22 protein-coding genes and 1 pseudogene are annotated in these 21,812 nt (G+C 62.7%); 6 read left to right on the top strand and 17 right to left on the bottom strand.

Annotated elements, in window-relative coordinates; genetic code table 11:
- Positions 1-11: 11 nt before the first annotated feature.
- From AC07FD_RS06520 to AC07FD_RS06510, 3 genes and pseudogenes are all read right to left on the bottom strand, one after another.
- Positions 12-530: a PaaI family thioesterase gene (locus AC07FD_RS06520; protein ID WP_477287380.1), complete on the bottom strand. Its 519-nt coding sequence runs from the start codon at positions 528-530 to the stop codon at positions 12-14.
- Positions 527-1,288, bottom strand: coding sequence for a DNA repair protein RecO (recO, locus tag AC07FD_RS06515; RefSeq protein ID WP_477226246.1), 762 nt, complete (start codon positions 1,286-1,288; stop codon positions 527-529). The genes AC07FD_RS06520 and recO overlap by 4 nt, the downstream gene beginning before the upstream one ends.
- 137 nt (positions 1,289-1,425) lie before the next feature.
- Positions 1,426-2,593, bottom strand: a pseudogene (locus AC07FD_RS06510) (porin).
- 800 nt (positions 2,594-3,393) lie between these two features.
- On the opposite strand from AC07FD_RS06510, the gene AC07FD_RS06505 reads away from it, so the two are divergent.
- Positions 3,394-4,197 carry a CPBP family intramembrane glutamic endopeptidase gene (locus AC07FD_RS06505; RefSeq protein WP_478349174.1) on the top strand — a complete coding sequence of 268 codons (804 nt, stop codon included), beginning with the start codon at positions 3,394-3,396 and terminating at the stop codon, positions 4,195-4,197.
- Positions 4,198-4,307: 110 nt separating this feature from the next.
- On the opposite strand, the gene AC07FD_RS06500 is transcribed toward AC07FD_RS06505, so the two are convergent.
- The 10 genes from AC07FD_RS06500 to rpoZ form a co-directional block, all read right to left on the bottom strand.
- Entirely contained in the window at positions 4,308-5,201 is an 894-nt protein-coding gene (locus AC07FD_RS06500) for an aminoglycoside phosphotransferase family protein (RefSeq protein WP_478349173.1), read from the bottom strand.
- A 101-nt stretch (positions 5,202-5,302) separates the two neighbouring features.
- Complete coding sequence (era, locus tag AC07FD_RS06495; RefSeq protein ID WP_379026024.1) at positions 5,303-6,235, bottom strand: GTPase Era; 933 nt, start codon at positions 6,233-6,235, stop codon at positions 5,303-5,305.
- Positions 6,236-6,406: 171 nt separating this feature from the next.
- On the bottom strand, positions 6,407-7,153 hold the full coding sequence (rnc, locus tag AC07FD_RS06490; protein WP_478349318.1) for a ribonuclease III: 747 nt from the start codon (positions 7,151-7,153) through the stop codon (positions 6,407-6,409).
- Positions 7,153-7,902 carry a signal peptidase I gene (lepB, locus tag AC07FD_RS06485; protein ID WP_095086791.1) on the bottom strand — a complete coding sequence of 250 codons (750 nt, stop codon included), beginning with the start codon at positions 7,900-7,902 and terminating at the stop codon, positions 7,153-7,155. The genes rnc and lepB overlap by 1 nt, the downstream gene beginning before the upstream one ends.
- Positions 7,903-7,979: 77 nt before the next feature.
- The gene (gene acpS, locus AC07FD_RS06480; protein ID WP_478349172.1) at positions 7,980-8,393 is read right to left on the bottom strand and encodes a holo-ACP synthase; all 414 of its coding nucleotides are present in this window, start codon (positions 8,391-8,393) and stop codon (positions 7,980-7,982) included.
- The gene (locus AC07FD_RS06475) at positions 8,390-8,989 is read right to left on the bottom strand and encodes a DUF2062 domain-containing protein (protein ID WP_478349171.1); all 600 of its coding nucleotides are present in this window, start codon (positions 8,987-8,989) and stop codon (positions 8,390-8,392) included. The genes acpS and AC07FD_RS06475 overlap by 4 nt, the downstream gene beginning before the upstream one ends.
- A 260-nt stretch (positions 8,990-9,249) precedes the next feature.
- Positions 9,250-9,630 carry a VOC family protein gene (locus AC07FD_RS06470; RefSeq protein ID WP_478349170.1) on the bottom strand — a complete coding sequence of 127 codons (381 nt, stop codon included), beginning with the start codon at positions 9,628-9,630 and terminating at the stop codon, positions 9,250-9,252.
- A gap of 13 nt (positions 9,631-9,643) precedes the next feature.
- Complete coding sequence (pyrE, locus tag AC07FD_RS06465) at positions 9,644-10,222, bottom strand: orotate phosphoribosyltransferase (protein ID WP_478349169.1); 579 nt, start codon at positions 10,220-10,222, stop codon at positions 9,644-9,646.
- A gap of 65 nt (positions 10,223-10,287) precedes the next feature.
- A complete protein-coding gene (locus tag AC07FD_RS06460; protein WP_095086593.1) occupies positions 10,288-12,516 on the bottom strand; it encodes a RelA/SpoT family protein in 2,229 nt (742 codons plus the stop codon).
- Positions 12,517-12,648: 132 nt separating this feature from the next.
- Positions 12,649-13,050, bottom strand: a complete 402-nt coding sequence (gene rpoZ / locus AC07FD_RS06455) for a DNA-directed RNA polymerase subunit omega (protein WP_478349168.1) — start codon at positions 13,048-13,050, stop codon at positions 12,649-12,651.
- A gap of 326 nt (positions 13,051-13,376) precedes the next feature.
- On the opposite strand from rpoZ, the gene AC07FD_RS06450 reads away from it, so the two are divergent.
- Together AC07FD_RS06450 and AC07FD_RS06445 are read left to right on the top strand one after the other, a co-directional pair.
- Positions 13,377-13,958: a LabA-like NYN domain-containing protein gene (locus AC07FD_RS06450; protein WP_095086599.1), complete on the top strand. Its 582-nt coding sequence runs from the start codon at positions 13,377-13,379 to the stop codon at positions 13,956-13,958.
- An 11-nt stretch (positions 13,959-13,969) separates the two neighbouring features.
- On the top strand, positions 13,970-14,626 hold the full coding sequence (locus AC07FD_RS06445; protein ID WP_478349167.1) for a uracil-DNA glycosylase: 657 nt from the start codon (positions 13,970-13,972) through the stop codon (positions 14,624-14,626).
- A gap of 63 nt (positions 14,627-14,689) precedes the next feature.
- On the opposite strand, the gene AC07FD_RS06440 is transcribed toward AC07FD_RS06445, so the two are convergent.
- The gene (locus AC07FD_RS06440) at positions 14,690-15,703 is read right to left on the bottom strand and encodes a zinc-binding alcohol dehydrogenase family protein (RefSeq protein ID WP_478349166.1); all 1,014 of its coding nucleotides are present in this window, start codon (positions 15,701-15,703) and stop codon (positions 14,690-14,692) included.
- A gap of 110 nt (positions 15,704-15,813) precedes the next feature.
- Between AC07FD_RS06440 and AC07FD_RS06435 the strand changes: the two genes are divergently transcribed.
- Positions 15,814-16,176 carry a winged helix-turn-helix transcriptional regulator gene (locus AC07FD_RS06435; RefSeq protein ID WP_478349165.1) on the top strand — a complete coding sequence of 121 codons (363 nt, stop codon included), beginning with the start codon at positions 15,814-15,816 and terminating at the stop codon, positions 16,174-16,176.
- Positions 16,177-16,227: 51 nt separating this feature from the next.
- Here AC07FD_RS06435 and AC07FD_RS06430 read toward each other — a convergent pair whose 3' ends face one another.
- Genes AC07FD_RS06430 through dapA form a run of 3 tightly spaced genes read right to left on the bottom strand, consistent with a single transcriptional unit; the run spans position 16,228 to position 18,364 of the window.
- Positions 16,228-16,962, bottom strand: a complete 735-nt coding sequence (locus tag AC07FD_RS06430) for a glycoside hydrolase family 25 protein (protein WP_478349164.1) — start codon at positions 16,960-16,962, stop codon at positions 16,228-16,230.
- 15 nt (positions 16,963-16,977) lie between these two features.
- Entirely contained in the window at positions 16,978-17,457 is a 480-nt protein-coding gene (smpB, locus tag AC07FD_RS06425; protein WP_013896388.1) for an SsrA-binding protein SmpB, read from the bottom strand.
- A 25-nt stretch (positions 17,458-17,482) separates the two neighbouring features.
- Complete coding sequence (dapA, locus tag AC07FD_RS06420; protein WP_478349317.1) at positions 17,483-18,364, bottom strand: 4-hydroxy-tetrahydrodipicolinate synthase; 882 nt, start codon at positions 18,362-18,364, stop codon at positions 17,483-17,485.
- 292 nt (positions 18,365-18,656) lie between these two features.
- Here dapA and AC07FD_RS06415 point away from each other — a divergent pair, with 292 nt between their 5' ends.
- Positions 18,657-20,687 (top strand): lytic transglycosylase domain-containing protein, encoded by a 2,031-nt coding sequence (locus AC07FD_RS06415; RefSeq protein WP_478349163.1) that lies wholly within the window; start codon positions 18,657-18,659, stop codon positions 20,685-20,687.
- A gap of 236 nt (positions 20,688-20,923) precedes the next feature.
- Entirely contained in the window at positions 20,924-21,805 is an 882-nt protein-coding gene (locus tag AC07FD_RS06410) for an alpha/beta fold hydrolase (RefSeq protein ID WP_478349162.1), read from the top strand.
- The last annotated feature ends 7 nt before the right edge of the window (positions 21,806-21,812 follow it).

Here is a 21,812-nt window from a genome sequence, read left to right as displayed (position 1 = left end):
CGGCCTGAAAGTCAACGCGCCGCCAGATTGGCCGCGGGAAAGATCGAGCATGTTTCGGTGCCAAAAGCCAGCAGCTTGCCGCCGGCATCCTTCAGCGTCGCTTCAGACACCGCCAGCGTACGCCCCTTGTGGACGACCTTGCCCTCGCAGATCACCTCGCCGGTCTTCGGTGTAATGGGCCGCGTCAAATTCACCTTGAACTCCGCGGTCGTATAGGCCTCACCCTTTTCGAGCAGCGTCTGCACAGCGCAACCCAATGCCGAATCGAGCAACGTCGCCGCCCAGCCGCCATGCACGCTGCCCAGCGGGTTGAGGTGGCGCTCGTTGGGCACGCCACGGAACACCGCACGGCCTTCCGACACTTCGGTCAGCGCGAAGTTGAGCTGGAAGGAGATCGGCGGCGCCGGATACTTGCCGTCGATGATACGCTGCAGCAGGTCCAGGCCGGTGTATTCCAGGATGTCGGCATGCGGAATCGTGCCGAGGCCGAGCGGCGAGACCCAGCCCGGATACAATTCGACCTCGCTCATGCTGCGTTCTCTCCGGCTATGGTCTTGCTGCGCGCGTGGTGTTTGCGCAGTGCGGCAAGGAAGCCGGCGCGGGCGTCCGGCGGTTCGATGCCGCGCGGCTCATAGACGTGGCGGGTGAAGAAGAAGCCGGTCAGCCGGAAGGCGTCGTCGACCGCCGCCGGATCGCCGCGCTGGCCTGAGCCGCGCTGCAGGAAGGCCGGCAGCGCCAGCATCTTGTCGCGCCAGGGTGCACCGGCTTCACGAGACACGGCGCGACCGGATTTGGGTGAGACATAAGCAAGGTCCTGCCGCGTGCCAGTGGCGGCGCATTGACTGAGATCGAGGCCAAAGCCGAGTTCGTCCAACACCAGAAGCTCGAAGCGCGCCACCAGTTCGCCGGCAGCGTCGGCATCGTCGAGATGAACGATCATCACGGCAAGCGTTTCGTAGAGACCTTCATGAGCGTCGCGCTCGGGCAACAGGCGCAGATGCGCGGCCATGGTCTGCAGCCCATAGACGGCCACCGCGCTGTCCATCAGCCGGGCGGCGTTCATCTCGATCGCCTCGGCCTGGAACGTGCCGAGATGCTCGTCAAGCCGCGCCCGCCACAACAGGTCGACGCGATTGCCGGGTTGGAGGACGGGCTGCTGCTTGCGCGAACGGCCGCCACGCACCAGGCCGAGGTGACGGCCATGCGCGCGTGTCATCACCTCGAGAATGGCGCTGGTTTCGCCATGCTTGCGGGTGCCGAGAATGATTCCCTCGTCGCGCCATTCCATTTCCAGAGCTTTTCACCGGTTGGATGGCGAAATCAAGGTATGGAGTTTGGCTCAACTGACAGATCGGTACAGCACAGTGCACAAAAAACCGCCCGCAGCGATAACGCTGCGGGCGGGTGGTGAGATCAATCGATCCGTTAGAACGAGCGCTGGAAGCGGAGAATGCCGCCGACGCTGCTCTTCTTGTTGGCCTTGGTCCAGTTGCTGAAGTCGGCGTCGTCGAATTTTCCAGCATTGAGGTAATCGACTTCGGCCGTGACCGTAAAGCCGGGCACAACGGTGTAGGCAACGTTGGCGGCGACGCCGAGGTTCTTCCAGTCGTCATAAGAGATCTGGGCGTTGAACGCGGTCTTGTCGTTGAACTTGTAGGTGCCGCCGCCCCAGACTGCCCAATTGCCGCCCCACTGCTTGTAGAAGCCGCGACCTTTGGCATTGATCGCATTGGTCGGATCGTTGAGGTTGTCGTCCGTGCCATAACCGCCGATGATGAACAGCGACAGTTCCTTGGTGACATTCACGTCCAAACGAACCTTGCCGGCCACTTCCTCGTAATTGCTGTCATAGGCGACGACGCCAGTGATCGCACCCCAGTCGCCCTTGTACTTCAAGCCGCCGACGACATGCGGAACATAGCTGTCGATGGTGCCGCCCTTGCCGGCGCCTTCTTCGAGAGAGACCAATCCCGTGAGGCCGTTGCCTGCGTCGAAGTAGTACTGAACGACGTTGCTCTCCTGCCCGCCATACGGAACCAGCATATCCTGGATGACGTTGCCGGCATAGCCGATGAACGTATCGAAAGCCGTATCGTCCTTGCCGACGCGCAGGCCGCCGAGCTGAATCCAAGCGAAACGCAGCGAGGTAGACTTGTTGCGGCCTTGCCAGTCGTCCGCATTGGAGGCGACCTGGTTGAGATAGTCGCCGCTGCTGTTGCCGTAGTTGAAGCGGGTCTCGGTGTAGGTCTTGAGGGTACCGAGCTCGGTCTCCTGACCGGTCCAGGTCTTCAGGGTGAAGCGGGTGTTCTTGTAGTAGGTCGAGTGCGTGTCGCCGGCGCTCTGGTGGTCCGGAACGTGGTTGACGCCATCGAACGTGCCGGCATCGCCGACGCCGATGTCATAACGGACATAGCCGCCGATGCGCAGGCAGGTTTCGGTGCCCGGGATGTAGAAGTAGCCGGCGCCGTAGACGTCGCAGATCTTGACGTATTCGGCCGGTTCCGGTTCGGCGACGACGACAGCGTCAGCCGCGCGCGCCACTGACCGCGATCAGTGCCGCGGCTGAGCCGAGAAGGAGGCTCTTGATGTTCATTTTCTGACTCTCCAGTCATAGTTTTAAATGGCTTCGGATTTGTGGCTGGCGGCAATGTTTTCCCGCCTCACCCCCACAACGAAAAAGGCGCGCACCGCTCGCCCTTTTCCGCAGCGGACATACCCATCGACCTCCTGCCTTCAATGACGATTACGGAAATAAATCCGATTCCATCAACAGATTAATGCTGTGTTGCACAAATAACACTTGCCATATTGGTAGTTAGCACAATTGGAACAACGTCATATATTAAATATATTTTCAGATAATTTCGCGGCTAATTATCTATTCGAGACATCAACTTTCTACAATTGCCGCCTGTATGCGAAATATGCGCCTGTTTTCGGCGAAAACCGGCTGGATATTTCTTCACCCACCGACCATCCGATGGCATCCGTCCGCCACTTGCGCTCTGGCGCTGCGCCGAAATGCAGGGCGACGCCTGCCCGGCCAGTTTTGCTTTGCCGAGGCGATCGAACCCGCCGGAGCGCTGTCGCGTCGCTGATTGTGACGGCAGCCAACCGATCAAGACGATTCTGTGTGAGTTGGTCGCGCGCCAATGATGCGGATCGTCCTGTAGCGACAAGACAGCCGAGCGATGTCTGTCCGGCGGAAATATCGGAAATCTTTCAGAAACCGCTCGGGATTTTTGGCCGCGCCGGTGCCAATAGACACGGGTTGGCCGATGCGGTCGGCACGGCCTGCCGAACAATTCGGCTGGCTCGTCTCCAGATGCATGTCGACCGATCGGGCAGCCCGGCGACCTCTCGTGACCAATCTGCCCGCCGAGAGGACCCGACATGACTTCCGTCCCGAGCATGGTGCGAAGGCACCAGCTGACCGCCTTCTTTTCGCTCGCGCTTGGCCTGACCTGGCTGGCGTTCATCCCATTCTGGCTGTCGAATGGCGACAGCATTCCCTGGTTCACCTTCGGTCCGATGGCCGCCGGCTTCATCGTCGCGGCCCTGTCCGGCGGCTGGGGTTCGCTCAAGGCCATCCTCGCCTCGACGGTCAAATGGCGGGTTCACCCGTTCTGGTACCTGGTGGCATTCGGCCTGCCCCTCGGAACACAGTTGATCTCGATCCTGATCAATCCGCTGATTGGCGCGGCAGCACCGGCCTGGCGCAATATTCCGGCCCTCTCCGAGATGCTGCCGATCATAGCGCTGTACGCAGTCTTCAGCGGCCCGTTCGGGGAAGAGCCTGGCTGGCGCGGCTTTGCGACGCCACGTCTTCTCGCCAGCCATTCAGCACTGACCGGCAGCCTGATCCTCGGCGTGATCTGGGCGATCTGGCACTTCCCGCTCGGCCTGGTCGGCGACCTCAGCCACTACAGCGCCATCAACGTCGTGCTGGCGGGAATCGTCTTCACATGGCTCTATCAGAACACCGGCAGCGTGCTGCTCGCCTTCATCATGCACGTGACGCACCAGAACAGCGTGCGCTTCCTCGGCAAGGTCTTCATCGGCGCCGACTATGTGCAGCAGCAGTGGATCGGCGTGGCCATCTGGGCGATCATCGCCGTCGCCATCGTCGCCTACTACGGCACCGAGAGCTTCGTTCGCCGGCCAAGGACGCAGCTTGCCGTGGCTGGCGCTGTCTAGGCGCGCAATGAGCGCGGTGTCCGAAACCCGGCACCGCGCTTTTAGTCGGCGGCGCGGATGCGTATTGCCGGCGCTCGGACAGCGGTGGCAACACCGCCATACAGGCGACCTCACGCCCGCCGGGCGTAGTCGGCAAGCACTTCATCAATCACATGCCGGGATTTTTCGACCTCGACCGGGTTGACGCCGATATGGCCGGCGACCGTGATCAACGCCTTCCACAGCGTCCAGCCGCGACCGCGCGCCCACATGGTCTCGTCGGCCGGAAGGCCGGCGCGAAAGATCTCCCGGCTTTTGCCTTCGAACAGCGTCCACGCAATCGCCAGATCGCAGGCGGGATCGCCCACCCCCGAAGTCCCGAAGTCGATCACGGCGCTCAACCGACCCTGCCTGACCAACAGGTTTCCCCAACTGACGTCACCGTGGAACCAGACCGGCGCGCCGTGCCAAGTGGCTGCCAGCGCTGCCTGCCACACCGCGCTTGCGGCGTCGGTATCGATCTTGCCGGCGAGAGCTGCAATTGCGTCCCGGGCTTCACCGTCATAGACGCTGAGCGGCCCGCCGCGAAAGAAGTTGTGTTGCCCCGGCGGCGGTCCGCCGGTGGCATCGATCCGCTGCAAGGCAACCAGGAACGCGGCCAGGTCCGATGCGAATTGCGACAGGCTGGCGATACGCTTCTGCTTCGCCGTCTCGCCTTCGATCCAGCCATAGACGGACCAATGCCAGGGATAGTTTTCGGCGGGTACCCCCATCGCCAGTGGCGCCGGGATCGGCAACGGCAACAGCGGCGCAAGCCTCGGCAACCAGCGATGCTCCTTTTCCACTTGCAGGGAATAGGCGGCAGCGCTCGGCAGCCGCACGGTCATCTCACCGCCCAGATGGAAGGTCCTATTGTCCCAGCCGCCAAACTCGACCGGCCTGACCGCTAGATCCTTCCACTGGCAAAATTGCGTCGCGATCAACCGGCCGACAAGTGCTGCGTCGATGTTGGGCTTGCTGTCCATGGATCCAAGTGCTGTTCATCGTTCGAGGAAACGCAGAACCGCCCTATCTCTTTGTCTCGACGCAATTCCGGACGGAAAACCGTTTCGCGCTTTTCCTGGAATTAGCGCGGGAATTCGAGCCCCATCTCGCGATAGCGCTCGGGGTCGTCACCCCAGTTCTCGCGCACCTTGACGAACAGGAACAGGTGCACCTTCTGTTCGAGGATGCCAGCGATCTCCATGCGCGCCGCCTGCCCGATGGCGCGGATGGTTTCGCCCTTGTGGCCGAGGACGATCTTCTTCTGACTGTCGCGCTCGACATAGATGGTCTGGTCGATGCGCACCGAGCCGTCCGGCTTCTCTTCCCATTTCTCGGTCTCGATATGGGAGGAATAGGGCAGTTCCTGATGCAGCCTCAGATAAAGCTTTTCGCGGGTGATCTCGGCCGCCAGCTGGCGCATCGGCAGGTCCGAAATCTGATCTTCCGGATAGTACCAGGGGCCGGCCGGCAGGGCTTCGGCGAGATAATCGAGCAGGTCCTTGCAGCCGGAACCGGTCAGCGCCGAGACCATGAAGGTGCGCTTGAACGGCACTTTCTCGTTCGCTGCCGCCGACAGGGCCAGCAGCGCCTCATGCTTGACCCGGTCGACCTTGTTGAGGATGAGCACCATCGGCTGGCGAACATCCTTCAGCCGTTCGAGGATGGCGTCGGCATCGCCCCGGATGCCGCGCTCGGCGTCGATCAAAAGCAGCACGATATCGGCATCCTTGGCGCCGCCCCAGGCGGTGGTCACCATTGCCGTGTCGAGCCGCCGCTTGGGTTTGAAGATGCCGGGCGTGTCGACGAAGACGATCTGCGCATTGTCATGCGTGGCGATGCCGCGCACGATGGCCCGGGTGGTCTGCACCTTGTGGGTGACGATCGACACCTTGGCGCCGACCAGCTGGTTGACCAGTGTCGACTTGCCCGCATTGGGCGCGCCGATCAGCGCGACAAAGCCGGAGTGCGTGGCGGCGACCTCCGTTGCCGGAGAGGTGTCTTCGGTGGCGGTCATGCCGCGCTCCCTTCATCAGAGCGGTTCATCGTTTCACGGAAACGCCGAACCGCTCTATCTCCTTGTTTTGACGCAATTCCCTGAGGGAAAGCGCTATACACTTTTCCCGGAATTGCTCCAGAGCGCCGCGCGTCTACTTGGACGCACAAAGGACGCTCTGAAACTTTGACTCTACGCATCGTGCTTTCCAAAAAACGGCTCCGGTTTTTGGGCCGATGCGTCGGCCCAGACGCCTTCACGCAAAAGAAATGCCGAAGCCGCCGCTTCTTCCGCTGCCCTGCGGGAGCCGCCGGTGCCGGTGGAAGGCGCAAAGCCGCTGACCTGCAAGGACACCGTGAAGACCGGCTGATGGTCGGGCCCTTCGCGCTTTTCGATCACATATTCGGGGCGCGCATCGCTGGTCTTGGCAATCCATTCCTGCAAATCGGATTTCGGATTGAGCGGCTTTGCCACAACCGTGCGCGAGCGCGGCTCCCAGTAGCGCAGGACGAAGCGCCGCGCGGCGTCGATGCCACCGTCAACATAGACCGCCGCGATCAGGGCTTCGACCGCATCTGCCAGATAGTTTCCGCCCGAGCCACGCGACCGCGTCTTCAAGGCAGCGTCGGCCCGAACCAGATCCTCCAGCTGCATTTCGATGCCGATCTCGGAGCATGTTTTCGCATCGACCAGCGCATTGAAGCGTGGCGCGATTTCACCTTCCGGCGCGTCGGGAAACTTTTCGAAAAGCATATCGGCGACGACAAGCCCTAGCACGCGGTCGCCAAGGAATTCGAGACGCTGATTGTTGCTGGCCGCCTTGACCGCACTGGAGTGCGTCAAGGCAGTCTCGAGCAAGCGGAGATCCTTGAAGACATGGCCGGTCTTGGCCTTCACCAAACCGGCCAGTGTTTCGCCTGTCGGGCGCTTCAAAGCCATCAATTGACGAAGTGGAACAGGCGCGAAGCGCGCATCAGCGTCGGCCATTTCCAGATTTCGAGCGGGCTCGCCTTGCCGGCGATCGAGAAGAAAACAAGATTGGCGCGGCCAACCAGATTTTCCGCCGGGACGAAGCCGACGGTGAAGCGGCTGTCCGAGGAATTGTCACGGTTGTCGCCCATCATGAAATAGTGGCCGGGCGGCACGTTCCATTCGCGGGTGTTGTCACCGATCGAATTGGGCGAGATGTCCAGCGTGTCATAGCTGACGCCGTTGGGCAGCGTTTCCCGGTAGACGTCGATCGGCCGAGGCTCTTCGGTGATGTCGGGATTGTCGATCTGGCCGGTTTTCACGCGCGGTACGCCGACGTCGTTGATGAACAGCTGGCCGTCCTTGACCTGGATCTTGTCGCCGGGCAGGCCGACGACGCGCTTGATGTAGTCGACGGACGGATCAGGTGGGAACTTGAACACCACCACGTCGCCGCGCTTCGGCTCGGAGCCCCAGATGCGGCCCGAAAAGATGTCGGGCCCGAAAGGCAGCGAGTAACGGGAATAGCCGTAGGACCATTTGGTGACGAACAGATAGTCGCCTTCCAGAAGCGTCGGGCGCATCGATCCCGATGGGATCGAAAAAGGCTGGAACAACAGCGTGCGGATGACCAGGGCGAGCAAAAGCGCCTGCACTATGACGCTGACGGTCTCGCCAAGGCCGCCGGATTTCTTCTCAGATTTATCAACCACGCTCATGTCGTCCTCGATTGTGCGTTGGATGGTATAGAGTCTCGGCGCGCGCTGGGCAACGTCGTGCCGGTCGTCAGATGCAATCAATGTGGCGCTTCTTCGACGGGCAACGCCTCGATGATCACAAAGGCTTGAGCGAGCGGGAAATCATCGGTGATGGTGAGGTGGATTGCCGCCCGATGGCCCTTAGGCAGGATTTTGTTCAGCCGCGCCTGTGCCCCTCCCGTCAGCGCCATGGTCGGCGCGCCGCTGGGCAGGTTGACGACACCCATGTCGCGCCAGAACACGCCCTGCGCCAGACCCGTGCCCAGCGCCTTGGCGCAGGCTTCCTTGGCGGCGAAGCGCTTGGCGTAGGACGCAGCACGCGCGCGGCGGTTCTCGGAGCGGGCCTGCTCGAGGTCGGTGTAGATTCTCTGGATGAAGCGCTGGCCGTGACGCTCCAGCGACTTTTCGATGCGTCTGATATCGATCAGGTCACTGCCGATGCCGATGATCATCGTGCGGCGGAACCGATGGTTCCGCCGGGATGAGACGATTGCCCATGCCGGCTTGCGCGCTCGGCAAGGCGCTTGCGCCGTTGCTCACGGAAAGCGTTCATGCCCCAGCGTGTGACGCCATAGAACAAGAGACCGAACACCAGCCCGAGCGGGACCGCGCCGATCAGCATCGGCTCGAGCACAGGCTTCCACAATTGCGCGAAGGAAAGCTTGTGCAGCATCTCGCCCAGATGCGCCGGTGGGCCATGCGCAGGCAGGCGGTCATGCAGGATCAGCTTGCCGGTTTCCCAGGAGGCGCCCCACAGCAGCGGAAAGGTCAGCGGGTTGCCGAAGAACACGGCGGCAAGGGCCGCCGCCACCAGATTCCCGGCAATCACCCAGCACAGGATGGCGGCAATGGCGAAATGAAAGCCCACTGGAAAGAACGACGCGAAGACGCCGGCGGCGACACCGGCCGCCACGGCGTGCGGTGTGGCCTTCAGCCGCAGGATGCGCTTGGAGAAATACTGAAGCGAGCGCGAAAACGAGCGGCGCGGCCATAAATAGGTACGCACCCGCTCGAGAAGGCCATCAGGCTTGCGGCGTCGAAAAAGCACTCTATACCCGTTTCACAGCTCCCGCGCCGGCACTTTCAGCCGGGCGCAACAGCACTATCTTGCGCTTTACGATCCCCCGATGGCAATCGCAACGTTGATATAGCGACGCGCTGGCAAGAGAACAACCAACGCCGCCTGCGCGGCGTGCGTTTGTTGCCGCCCTTTCGGGATGGCATTCCTCGCTTCGAACATTGGACAATCGCGGCGAATTTAAGGAACCGGCATTGCCGCATGGCCGAAAGGCGCAGCGGCGCCGGCGGCTACGGCAGATATTCGCTGACCTCGACCAGATTGCCGTCCGGGTCGCGGAAATAGACCGACATCATCGGACCACGAGCCCCGACGCGTTCGACCGGTCCGAGTTCCACCACCACGCCATTGGCCGCGAGACGGGTGCTGACTTCGCCCAGCGGCCGGTCGGTGATCAGGCAGAAGTCGCCCGAGCCGGGCGTCGGCGCCTTCGCCTTCGGCTCGAAGGTGCGGCGGACCTCGTGCACATTGATCTTCTGGGTGCCGAAAGCCAGCGCTGTCGGCCGGCCGGGCGCATCGATGCGTTCAAAACCCAGCACGCGCTGATAAAAGGCGCAGGTCACGTCCAGCGAAGCGACCGTCAGCACGAAATGATCGATGCCTGCGATCATCTCGGCCTCGCCGTCAGATATTGCGGCTGCCGGGCTTGACCGCCGGTATGGCGGCCAGCTCCGGCGGCAGCCGGTCCGCCGGATAGGCCGGAACCTCATATTCGGCGAGCGCGATCAACGGCACACCGACATGGGTCTTGCCGGCCGAACGGTCGATGATGCAGGCGGCGGCAACCACCTCGGCGCCGAGTTCGCGCAGGCACTCGATGGTCTCGCGGATCGACAGGCCGGTGGTGACGATATCCTCGACGATGACGACGCGCGCGCCGCTGGCGATCTCGAAGCGGCGCAGGCGGAACTCGCCCCCTTCCCGCTCGACCCATATCGCCGGCACGCCGAGATGGCGCGAGGTCTCGTAGGCCGGGATCAGCCCGCCGATCGCCGGACCGACGACGTAGTCGATCTTGTCCGGCACGCCCGCGCGGATCTTTTCGGCCAGCGCCTTGCACAGCCGCTCGGTCTTGTCGGCATGCATGAACACGCGTGCCTTCTGCAGGAAGACCGGGCTTCTCAGGCCCGAGGTCAAAATGAAATGCCCTTCGAGAACAGCACCCGCTTCGCGGAAAATCCCCAGCACTTCATCGGTGTTCATTTCTGCCCCATCTTGATTGACCACGATCTTGTCCGAAAACCGTCCCCACTTTTCGGGATCATGGTCTAGCCGTTGACGCGCCTTGCATCGCTGACGCTCGAATTGTCCTTGAGCTGCGACAACAGCCGGTTGAGGTGCTTCAGATCCCAGACTTCGAGATCGATCAGCATTTCGGTGAAGTCGGGCGCGGTGCGCACCATCGACAGCGTGTGGATGTTGGCGTCGTTCGACGCAACGACCTGGGCGATATCGGCGAGCGAACCCGGCGCATTGATGGCGGTGACCGAGACGCGCGCCGGAAACCGTTCCTTGGTGCGCTCGTCAATGTCCCAGCGCACGTCGATCCAGCGTTCGGGCTGGTCGTCGAAGGCCTGCAGCGCCGGCGACTGGATCGGATAGATGGTGATGCCGGTGCCGGGCTGGACGATGCCGACGATGCGGTCGCCAGGCACCGCCCCTTCCGGCGCAAAACGCACCGGCAGGTCGCCACGCACACCGCGGATCGGCACGGCGCCATCGCGCGGCTGGTCCTTGTCCTTGCGCGCCGCGCGGCCCGGAATCTGGAACAGCATGCCGGCGGCGTTGCGGATTTTCGACCAGCCCTCCTCGCGCTGCTTGGGCGCGGCGGTGGTGACACGCTCGTCCTTGTAGTCGGGGAATACCGCCTTCATGACATCGGTGGAGGCGAGCTCGCCACGGCCGACCGAGGCCAGCACGTCCTCGATATCCTTGCGCGCCAGCCGGTGCAGCACCTGCTTCAGGCTCTCCTTGGTGAAGGTCTTGCCGGCGCGTTCAAAGGCGCGTTCCAGGATGCGAATGCCGAGGCCCGAATATTGCTTGCGGATGGCATTCTTGGTGGCGCGGCGGATGGCTGAGCGCGCCTTGCCGGTGACGACGACCGATTCCCAGGCCGCCGGAGGCACCTGCGCCTTGGAGCGGATGATCTCGACCTCGTCGCCGTTCTTCAGTTCCGTCATCAGCGGCATGATGCGGCCGTTGACCTTGGCGCCGACGCAGGTGTCGCCGACATCGGTGTGCACCGCATAGGCGAAATCGATGGGCGTAGCACCTCGCGGCAAGGCTATCAGCATGCCTTTCGGCGTGAAGCAGAACACCTGGTCCTGGAACAGTTCCAGCTTGGTGTTTTCGAGGAAGTCTTCCGGATTGTCACCCTCGGCAAGCTGCTCGATGGTGCGCCGCAGCCAGGCATAGGCGTTGGTCTCCTTCGAGATCGCATGGGCGGCGCCGTTGGTCTTGCCGCCGGTGTCCTTGTAGATCGAATGCGCGGCGACGCCGTATTCAGCGATCTTGTTCATCTCGCGGGTTCGGATCTGCAGCTCGACGCGCTGACGCGACGGCCCGACGATGGTGGTGTGGATCGACCGGTAGTCGTTCTGCTTCGGCGTCGAGATGTAATCCTTGAAGCGGCCGGGCACCATCGACCAGGCGGTGTGGATGGCTCCGAGTGCGCGATAGCAATCCTCGACCGTATCGACGACGACTCGGAAGCCGAAGATGTCGGACAGCTGCTCGAAGGACAGCGCCTTGGCCTCCATCTTGCGGAACACCGACCACGGCTTCTTCTGACGGCTTTTCACGCTGGCCTTGATCGCATGCTTTTCGAACAGCGCGGACAGCGCCTTCTCGATCTCGGACAGCACATCCTTGTTGCGCTCGAATATCTCGGCGAGCCGGGCAGTGACGGCGCGATAGGCTTCCGGATTGATGTAGCGGAAGGCGATCTCCTCCAGCTCCTCGCGCATGCCTTGCATGCCCATGCGCCCGGCCAGCGGCGCATAGATGTCCATCGTCTCCTCGGCGATGCGCAGGCGCTTGGCCTCCGGCATATGGTCGAGGGTGCGCATGTTGTGCAGGCGGTCGGCGAGCTTGACCAGAAGGACGCGGACATCTTCCGAAATTGCCAGCAGAAGCTTGCGCAGGTTTTCCGCCTGTTCGGCCTTCTTCGACACGAGGTCGAGCTTCTTGAGCTTGGTCAGTCCCTCGACCAGCTTGCCCATTTCGGGCCCGAACAGCTCATCGATCTCGGCCCGCGTCGCCGTGGTGTCCTCGATGGTGTCGTGCAGCAGGGCGACCGCGATCGTCGCCTCGTCCATGTGCATTTCGGTGAGGATGGCGGCGACTTCGAGCGGATGCGAGAAATAAGGATCGCCGGAAGCACGCTTCTGGTGGCCATGCTTCTGCATGGCATAGACGTAGGCCTTGTTGAGCAACGCCTCGTTGACGTCAGGCTTGTAGCGCTGAACGCGCTCGACAAGCTCATACTGACGCATCATGGGCGGGATCTCGCAGCGGTGAAATGAATCATGCGCCGCACTGCTGTACGGCGCATGTCATAGATAGCCACGAAACTGCCGATACGGAAGTGCGGAAGATTGTTCCAGCGACCTCCAGAACGGGAGGCTCGCTTAGTAGTCGTCGCTCTTTTCCGGGGGCACCAGGCCCTCGATGCCGGCCAGGAGATCTTCCTCGGTCATCCGGTCGAAGGTGATGTTCTCCTCGGCGTCGTCGGCATCGGTGGCCGCGACTGCGGCGCCGGTCTGGTCGGCAATCGCCTCGCCATCGGCTTCGGGCTCGTCGACCTCGACATGCTTCTGCAGCGAGTGGATCAGGTCTTCCTTGAGGTCGCCGGGCGACAATGTCTCGTCGGCGATCTCGCGCAGCGCCACGACCGGGTTCTTGTCGTTGTCACGCGGCACGGTGATCGGCGCGCCCTGGCTGATCTGGCGGGCACGGTGGCCGGCAAGGAGCACCAGTTCGAAGCGGTTGTCGACCTTGTCGATGCAATCTTCAACGGTTACGCGGGCCATGGACTGCCCCTTTCATGCGATGGATTTGATGGAAATCAGGCGCGGTCCTTAACCCGAACGCCGCCAAAACACAAGCATCATGGCAATGGCGGGGTCGCGGGGCCTCCAAAGCCTTCATTTAAACACCCGATCGGCAAAATCAGGCTGCATCCGTGGGTTCGGCGCCCGATCACAATTGCTTGCAGTGCGCCAACACGCCCTTGGATTGCCGTGAAACTGGCGTTATCTCGGATAGCGCGAAGGTCAGCCGGTTTATTATGAGCCTGACCGATAGTCGCTATCGCATTTCGTTAGACGGCCGATTATTTCGAAAAGGACTATTTTCCATGTTCGACCCTCGTGAAAAAATCGCCCTATTCATCGACGGCGCCAATCTCTACGCGACGTCGCGCGCGCTCGGCTTCGACATCGACTACCGCAAGCTCCTGTCGAGCTTCCAGAAGCGCGGCTATCTGCTGCGCGCTTACTACTACACCGCGCTGGTCGAGGATCAGGAATACTCCTCGATCCGTCCGCTGATCGACTGGCTCGATTACAACGGCTTCAAGGTGGTCACCAAGCCGGCCAAGGAATTCACCGACTCGACCGGCCGCCGCAAGATCAAGGGCAATATGGACATCGAACTCACGGTCGATGCGCTGGAACTCGCCGATGTCGTCGACCACTATGTCATCTTTTCCGGCGACGGCGATTTCCGCACGCTGGTCGAGGCGCTGCAGCGGCGCGGCCGCAAGGTTTCGATCGTCTCGACCATGGCCTCCCAGCCGCCGATGATCAGCGACGACCTGCGCCGCCAGGCCGACCATTTCATCGACCTGACCACGTTGAAGAACGAGGTCGGTCGCGATCCGTCCGAGCGGCCGATGCGCCGGCCCGAGCCGGCAGAAGTCGACGAGGACGACTACTGAGGCCGGTCGCGTTGACCGCCCTTTCCATCTCCGAGCCCGGCCGCGACTGCCTGCTCTGCCCGCGGCTGCATGATTTCATCGCCGAATGGCGGCAACGCGAGCCATCTTGGTTCAACGCGCCGGTGCCGACTTTTTTGCCACCCGATGGCGACGACGCCGTCCGGCTTCTGATCGTCGGGCTGGCGCCCGGCCTGCGCGGCGCCAACCGCACCGGACGCCCCTTCACCGGCGACTATGCCGGCGACCTGCTGTACTCGACGTTGATCTCGCACGGTTTTGCGCGCGGTGAGTTCAAGGCGCGGCCGGATGACGGACTGGAGTTGGTCGGCACGGCGATCACCAATGCGGTGCGCTGCGTGCCGCCGGAGAACAAGCCGGTGGGCGCCGAGATTGCCACGTGCCGGACGTTCCTGGTGCCGACGATCGCCCGCTTTCCCAACCTGCGCGCCGTGCTGGCGCTGGGGTCGATCGCGCACCAGTCGACGGTGCGCGCGCTGGGTGGGCGCGCCGCCGCCTATCCGTTCAGGCATGGCGGGCAGCTGCCGGCCGGGGGCATCACGCTGTTTTCGAGCTATCATTGCTCGCGCTACAACACCAACACAGGTGTGTTGACCGAGGCGATGTTCGTCAGCGTCTTCAGCGAGATCGCGGCCTTCCTGCAGAAATAGCGCCGCGCTTGTTTCTATGCATGTCGTTGTCCCAAAACCGGGGCCACTTTTGGGCGACATGCATTAGAACCCCTCCAGCACGATCTTGCCCTTGGCCTTGCCGGTCTCGATCAGCGCATGGGCGCGCTTCAGATTGGCGGCATTGATAGGACCGAAGGTCTCGCCCAGCGTCGTGCGGATGGTCCCGGCGTCGACAAGCCGGGCCAATTCGTTGAGGTGCTCGCCCTGAGCGGCCATGTCCTGCGTCTCGAACATCGAGCGGGTGAACATGAACTCCCAATGCACAGAGACGCTCTTGCGCTTGAACGAATTGATGTCGAGCGATTTGGGATCGTCGATCAGCCCGAAACGGCCTTGCGGCGCGATCAATTCGGCGATCTCGGCCAGGTGCCGGTCGGTGTTGGTTGTCGAGAACACAAAGGCTGGTGCGCCGAGGCCAAGGGCTGCGACTTCGGCGGCGAGCGGTCTGGAGTGATCAACGACATGATGAGCGCCAAGCCCAAGCGCCCAGTCGCGTGTCTCGGGCCGCGATGCGGTGGCGATCACCGTCAGATCGGTCAGTTGGCGCGCCAGCTGCACCGCGATAGAGCCGACGCCGCCGGCACCGCCGATGATCAGAATGGCCTTAGCCGCGCCAGCGACAGGTTTCCTGACATCAAGGCGGTCGAACAGAGCCTCCCAGGCGGTGACCGCCGTCAAGGGCAGCGCCGCCGCCTGCGCATAGCCGAGCGAGCCGGGTTTGCGGCCGACAAGGCGCTCATCGACAATGTGGAATTCGGCATTGGTGCCTTGTGGCGCCAGGGCGCCGGAATAGAAGACATCGTCGCCCGCCTTGAACAGGCTGGCGTCCCGACCGGCCGCAACGACCCGGCCGGCAGCGTCCCAGCCGAGTACACGCCATGCTCCGGCCTCGGGTCTGGCGCTTTGCCGCACCTTGGTGTCGACCGGGTTGACCGAGATTGCCTTCACCTCGACCAGCAGCTCACGACCTTTCGGCTCGGGCCTGGGCAAATCGATATCGACCAGGGAGGTGTCATCGCTGATGGGGGCTGGGATTTGATAGCCGACGGCGCGCATTTTGGTCTCCGCGATTGCTCTTGAGTGTTGTTCGGAGCAGAGATGCGGATTATGTGCCGGAAGCGCAAGAATGCACATATAAAGCACATAGTGTCGAAAAGGATACCATCATGCCGCGCATTCGCCATGAGCGATTCGATTGCAGCCCCGGCTGCACGGTGGAGGGCACACTCCGCTACATCGACGGAAAGTGGAAAGGCGTCGTACTCTATCATCTGTTCGAGGGCACGCTGCGCTTCAACGAGATCCGCCGGCGCATTCCGAACTGCACGCAGCGCATGCTGACCAACCAGCTCCGCGAACTGGAAGCCGATGGGCTGATCGCGCGCAAGATTTATCCTGAAGTGCCGCCGAAGGTGGAGTACAGCCTGACACCGCGCGGCAGAAGCCTGGAACCGGTGATCGCCGCGCTCAAAGTCTGGGGCGATGCCAATGTCACGCTGGCGCCGGAGGCTTCCCAGGCTGCAGCTTGAGACGACGAGCGAGGTCCCGGAATGGCTTCAGGGGATCACTTGGCTTGGGGATCACTTGGCTTGCGGAACGATCGATCCCGATGATGGCGCCGACAGCGCGGCCAACACGGCCAGCCCACCCTGCAGCACATTCAGGTCGACATCGCCGTTGATGCCGTCGACGCGTCCCTTGTTGTGGTACTGCCAGTAGATCCAGTCGCCGCGATCCGGCTGCAGCAGCAACGAGCGAAGCCAGAGCGGCCGGGCGGGGATGCGCCCGGCATAGGCCTGCTCAGCCTCGTCGGTCAGATAGACAATCGCCGGCTTGCCGAACGCGGCCTCGACTGGAGCGAGGAACGCGGCAAGTTCTGCGTTCAGTTGCTCGGGCGTTGGCCGCTGCGGGCAATTGCCGCCGAACTCGATGTCGACGACCGGCGGCAGCAAAGGCTGGTCGTGCGGCACCACCGAGATGAAATTTTTCGCCTGGTCGGCGCCGGGCCGGCAGAAGGTGAAGAAATGATAGGCGCCGACCGCAAGTCCGGCCGCGCGGGCCTCACGCAGATTGGTGGAAAAGGCATCGTCGACATGATCGCCACCTTCGGTCGCCTTGATGACGGCGAAGGCGACATCGTCGGCGGCAACGCGGCGCCAGTCGATCAGGCCCTGGTGATGGGAGACGTCGATGCCCCTCACCGGATATTTGCCGCTGTCTGGCGAGAATGCCCTGAAATAGAGATAGCCGCCCGCAGCGATGAAACACACCAGAACCAGGCTGGCCAAACCCCAAAGGACGATCCGGTTCTTCAAACGAATGGCCCCTGCCTACCCCCGCTCTTTTAAGAGCCTGCCCTTCTCGCGCGACCAGTCGCGCTGCTTCTCGGTTTCGCGCTTGTCGTGCAGTTTCTTGCCGCGACCGACGGCGAGCAGCAGCTTGGCACGGCCCTGATCGTTGAAATAGATCTTCAGCGGCACCAGCGTCATGCCTTCGCGGTCGACGCTCTGTGCCAGCTTGGCCATCTCACGCTTGTTGAGCAGGAGTTTGCGCCGCCGGCGCGGCTCGTGGTTGAAGCGGTTGGCCTGCAGATACTCCGGCAGGTAGGAGTTGATCAGCCAGATCTCGCCGCCTTCGACCGAGGCATAGCTGTCCTGGATGTTGGCCTGGCCCTGGCGCAGCGACTTGACCTCGGTGCCGGTCAGCACCAAGCCGGTCTCGATCGTGTCGAGCACCTCATAGGAAAACCGCGCCTTGCGGTTTTCCGCAACGGTCTTGTTGTTGGGATCGGCTTTTCTGACTTGATTCATGATGTGGAGAGGTGGCGCCTCATCCCTAGTTTATCAAGCCGGCGTGTTTCATCGCCGCATCGATCCTGTCGGCGGTCGACTGCTCGACCGTCATCAGCGGCGAACGCAGCACGTTCTCGACCTTGCCCAGCTTCGACAGCGCATATTTCGCGCCGGAAACACCGGGCTCGAGGAAGATCGCCTTGTGCAGCGGCAGCAGGCGGTCCTGCAAGTCCAGCGCCTTGGCGCTGTCGCCGGAAAGCGTTGCTTCCTGGAATTCGGCGCAGAGCCGCGGCGCGACATTCGACGTCACCGAAATGCAGCCGACGCCGCCATGCGCGTTGAAGCCGAGCGCCGAAGCGTCCTCGCCCGAAAGCTGCATGAAATCCTTGCCGCACGTAGCGCGCTGCTCGGAAACCCGCTCGACCTTGCCGGTGGCATCCTTGACGCCGATGATGTTCTTGAAGTCGTGCACCAGCCGGCCCATCGTCTCCGGGCTCATGTCGATGACCGAGCGCGGCGGGATGTTGTAGATGATGATCGGCAGGCTGGTTGCCCTGGCGACGGCGGCGAAATGCGCGTAGAGGCCGCGCTGCGTCGGCTTGTTGTAGTAGGGCGTGACGACCAATGCGGCGTCGGCGCCGGCCTTCTCGGCATATTGCACCAGCCCGACCGCTTCCTCGGTGTTGTTGGAGCCGGCGCCGGCGACGACCGGGGCACGGCCCCTGGCCACCTCGATGCAGACCTTGACGACATGGCGGTGCTCGTCATGCGACAGCGTCGGCGACTCGCCGGTGGTGCCGACGGGGACCAGGCCCGTCGTGCCCTCGGCGATCTGCCAGTCGACGAACGCGCGAAAGGCTTTCTCGTCGAAACGCCCGCTCTTTTCGAACGGTGTCACGAGCGCAGTAAGCGAGCCTCTCAGCATGTCGTCCAACTCCTTGGCACTTGTTTGTTCATGCATGTCGATGTCCTAAAACCGGTACCCACTTTTAGGCGACATGCATCGGTGTTTCGTCGTGCGCGCCTTCTAGCCGAAAGCGAAGCGGCGCACCATAGTCTCGACACTGTTGCGCGGCAAGCATTGCCATGGTGCCAGCAAGCGCAATTCGAACGACCGCGCTAACTCTTTGTTTACGGGCTCTTCACGACCTAAGTTTAGGCTTCGAAGCTTCTGCGCCTGCTGGTAGAATGCCAGGACAAGGAAAGACGAAAAGACCATGCCGACCAGTCGGCCTCACCTCTTCGCGCTGCTTGGCGCCACGCTCGCGCTGATGCCGGGCATGGCGATCGGCGGCAGCGTCGATGTGCAGGTCACCTCGACCATCCCGATGCCGGGCCTGCAGGCCGAGGTGCCACAGAATGCCTCGCCAAGCGTCGCCCTTTTGAAAAGCGGGCTGGATGCACTGGCGGCTGGCGACATTCCCGGCGCCCGCGCGGTGCGTGATGCCCTTCCCGGCCACTCGCTCGACCAGCATATCCTTGCCTGGGCGATCGCGCTCTACGGCGGTGACAAGGTTCCGAGCGGCGATATTGCCGCCGCCGCGAAGATGCTGCCCACCTGGCCCGGCACCGTCGCCTTGCGCAAGAACAGCGAGCGCGCGCTCTATCGCGAAAACCCTGCCCCCAATTCCGTCATTGCCGCGTTCGACGGCAGCCAGCCGCAGACATTCGAAGGCGTGATGGTTCTCGCCCGCGCCTATGTGGCGTCGGGCAATGCCAAGGCGGCGCGTTCGGTGCTGTCGCCGTTCTGGCGTACCGCGATCCTGGAGGCCAAGGACGAGGCGGCGCTGCTCAAGGAATTCGGCAGCCTGATTCCGGCCGCCGACCACCGTTTTCGCATGGAGCGCATGTTCTATGCCGATCGGGCGAATTCGGCGCAGCGCGTCGCCGGCCTCGCCGGTGCCCAGCAGCTTGCCGACGCCTGGGCGGCGGCGGACAGAGGCGACAAGAATGCGCCGAAACTGCTCAAGGCCGTGCCGGCGGCGCAGCGTTCGGCCGGCTACTTCTTCGCGCAGGCCGAATATCTGCGCAAAAAAGAGAATTTTGCCGACGCCGCGGCTGTCGTGATGCAGGCACCGACGGATCGCGAAGCTTTGGTCGATCCGGACGCCTGGTGGGTCGAGCGCCGGGTGTTGTCGCGCGAACTGGTCGACCAGGGCGACATGAAGACGGCCTACCGGATCGTCGCCACGCATGCCGCCGAAAGTGCCACCAATGCGGCCGAGGCCGAGTTCCATGCCGGTTGGTATGCGCTGCGTGGCCTGAACGATCCAAAGCTTGCTGCAACGCATTTTGCGCGCATCGCCGACCTCGCCCAGGGACCGATGACCCTGTCGCGCGCCTACTACTGGCTCGGCCGTGCGGCGGAAGTCGGCGGCCCGGGCAGCGCCAAGGACTATTTTGCGCGCGCCGCTGCCTACGGCACGACATTTTACGGCCAGCTTGCCGCCGAACGCGTCGGCCGGCAGGCGCTCAACATTGCCTACCCGCAGCCCGATGCAGCCGACCGGCAGAATTTTGCCGGCCGCGAGGCCGTCAGCGCCATCAAGCGGCTGCAGGAGGCGGGCTACGACCGCTATGCCGAAACGCTCTATCGCGACCTTGCCGGGCAGTTGACCAGCCCAGGCGAACTGGCGCTGCTCGCCGTCTTGGCGGAAAAGCAAGGCAACCATTTCATGGCGCTGAAAGTCGGCAAGATCGCTGGCGCGCGCGGCATCGATGTCGGCGCGCTGTCGCATCCGCTCGGCGTCATTCCCGATTCGGCCAACATTTCCGGCTCGGGCAAGGCGCTGGCCTATGCGATCGCCCGCCAGGAAAGCGAATTCAACATCGGTGCAGTGTCGAGCGCAGGCGCTCGCGGACTGCTGCAGCTGATGCCGGGCACCGCCAAGCAATTGGCGAAGAAGGCCGGTTTGCAATTCTCGCAGACACGGCTGACCACCGACGCCGGTTACAACGCGACGCTCGGTTCGGCCTTCCTTGGCGAACAGCTCGACCGCTTCAACGGCTCCTATGTTCTGACCTTCGCCGGCTACAATGCCGGTCCCAACCGGGCCAGCCAGTGGGTCGCGAAATACGGTGACCCGCGCGGCAAGGACATCGACGCCGTCGTCGACTGGATCGAGCGGATTCCCTACACGGAAACAAGAAGTTACGTGCAGCGCGTGATGGAGAATTACGAGGTCTACAAGATGCGTATTTCCGGCAAATACGACATCGTTGGAGATCTGGTGAACGGGCGCGGCTAGGCTTCCCTTCCCTTCTCCCCTTGTGGGAGAAGGTGGCCTCGCGCAGCGAGGTCGGATCAGGGGCGTTCCAGGGAAAACCAGCGTCCCATTTCTTCCAGCACCCCTCATCCGTCTCGGCGCTAGAGCGCCGATCCACCTTCTCCCACAAGGGGAGAAGGGAAAGAGCGCCTTCCCGATTTGACCATCCCCGCCCTCGCCTGTAGCAGTCGGCTGACGCACCGGCGGAGAGAATCCAGATGTCGAGCAGTGAAGGTTTTTCCGACTTTTTCTACAGGGCATCGGATGGGCTAAGACTTCATGCGCGCGTCTATGGTGACGCGAATGCCGGTCCTTGGCCGGTCGTCTGCCTGCCCGGCCTGACCCGCAACGCCCGGGATTTTCATGAGCTTGCACTCCATCTTTCGGCCCGAGCTGAGGCTCCGCGCAAGGTCGTTGCCTTCGATTATCGCGGGCGTGGGCAGTCCGCCTACGATGCCGATGTCGGTCATTACAATGTCGGCGTCGAAGCCGGCGACATCCTTGCCGGGCTGGCGGCATTGGAGATAGAGGCGGCCGCCTTTATCGGAACATCACGCGGCGGGCTGATCATCCATGTGCTCGGCATGATGCAGCCGGCTATCCTGAAAGCCATTGTTTTCAACGACATCGGGCCGGTGATCGAGGCGGCCGGTCTCGCCCATATCAAGTCCTATCTTGAACGGACACCGAACCCCAGAACCTTCGCCGAGGCCGTGGCTGCCCAACGCAGCGTTCACGGCCAGGACTTTTCCGCGCTCACCGACGTGGATTGGGAGCGGATGGTACGGGCGCTCAACCGCGAGACGGATCAGGGCCTGTTGCCGGATTTCGACCCGAAGCTGGTCGACACCGCTGCGGGTCTCGATCTGACGCAGCCTCTGCCTGCCCTATGGCCGCAATTCGACGCGTTGGCCGCGATCCCATTGCTCACCATACGCGGCGCCAACTCGAGATTGCTGTCCACAGACACGCTACGGCAGATGCAAGAGCATCATTCCATGATGGAGACGATCACTGTAGAGGGCCAGGGCCACGCCCCTTTCCTCGAAACCGGCGACTTGCCGGACGCCATCGCGTCTTTCCTTGATCGCGCCGAGTGACAGCGCA

The organism is Mesorhizobium waitakense (genome assembly GCF_056431085.1).
Note: the sequence above shows the minus strand (reverse complement) of the source record. Positions and strands in the feature narration are given on the sequence as shown.

What these genes read in the sequence shown, in the direction of transcription:
- AC07FD_RS06520 (WP_477287380.1), bottom strand. Translation starts at nt 530, where the DNA reads ATGAGCGAGGTCGAATTGTATCCGGGCTGGGTCTCGCCGCTCGGCCTC.
- recO (WP_477226246.1), bottom strand. Translation starts at nt 1,288, where the DNA reads ATGGAATGGCGCGACGAGGGAATCATTCTCGGCACCCGCAAGCATGGC.
- AC07FD_RS06505 (WP_478349174.1), top strand. Translation starts at nt 3,394, where the DNA reads ATGACTTCCGTCCCGAGCATGGTGCGAAGGCACCAGCTGACCGCCTTC.
- AC07FD_RS06500 (WP_478349173.1), bottom strand. Translation starts at nt 5,201, where the DNA reads ATGGACAGCAAGCCCAACATCGACGCAGCACTTGTCGGCCGGTTGATC.
- era (WP_379026024.1), bottom strand. Translation starts at nt 6,235, where the DNA reads ATGACCGCCACCGAAGACACCTCTCCGGCAACGGAGGTCGCCGCCACG.
- rnc (WP_478349318.1), bottom strand. Translation starts at nt 7,153, where the DNA reads ATGGCTTTGAAGCGCCCGACAGGCGAAACACTGGCCGGTTTGGTGAAG.
- lepB (WP_095086791.1), bottom strand. Translation starts at nt 7,902, where the DNA reads ATGAGCGTGGTTGATAAATCTGAGAAGAAATCCGGCGGCCTTGGCGAG.
- acpS (WP_478349172.1), bottom strand. Translation starts at nt 8,393, where the DNA reads ATGATCATCGGCATCGGCAGTGACCTGATCGATATCAGACGCATCGAA.
- AC07FD_RS06470 (WP_478349170.1), bottom strand. Translation starts at nt 9,630, where the DNA reads ATGATCGCAGGCATCGATCATTTCGTGCTGACGGTCGCTTCGCTGGAC.
- pyrE (WP_478349169.1), bottom strand. Translation starts at nt 10,222, where the DNA reads ATGAACACCGATGAAGTGCTGGGGATTTTCCGCGAAGCGGGTGCTGTT.
- AC07FD_RS06460 (WP_095086593.1), bottom strand. Translation starts at nt 12,516, where the DNA reads ATGATGCGTCAGTATGAGCTTGTCGAGCGCGTTCAGCGCTACAAGCCT.
- rpoZ (WP_478349168.1), bottom strand. Translation starts at nt 13,050, where the DNA reads ATGGCCCGCGTAACCGTTGAAGATTGCATCGACAAGGTCGACAACCGC.
- AC07FD_RS06450 (WP_095086599.1), top strand. Translation starts at nt 13,377, where the DNA reads ATGTTCGACCCTCGTGAAAAAATCGCCCTATTCATCGACGGCGCCAAT.
- AC07FD_RS06440 (WP_478349166.1), bottom strand. Translation starts at nt 15,703, where the DNA reads ATGCGCGCCGTCGGCTATCAAATCCCAGCCCCCATCAGCGATGACACC.
- AC07FD_RS06435 (WP_478349165.1), top strand. Translation starts at nt 15,814, where the DNA reads ATGCCGCGCATTCGCCATGAGCGATTCGATTGCAGCCCCGGCTGCACG.
- smpB (WP_013896388.1), bottom strand. Translation starts at nt 17,457, where the DNA reads ATGAATCAAGTCAGAAAAGCCGATCCCAACAACAAGACCGTTGCGGAA.
- dapA (WP_478349317.1), bottom strand. Translation starts at nt 18,364, where the DNA reads ATGCTGAGAGGCTCGCTTACTGCGCTCGTGACACCGTTCGAAAAGAGC.
- AC07FD_RS06415 (WP_478349163.1), top strand. Translation starts at nt 18,657, where the DNA reads ATGCCGACCAGTCGGCCTCACCTCTTCGCGCTGCTTGGCGCCACGCTC.
- AC07FD_RS06410 (WP_478349162.1), top strand. Translation starts at nt 20,924, where the DNA reads ATGTCGAGCAGTGAAGGTTTTTCCGACTTTTTCTACAGGGCATCGGAT.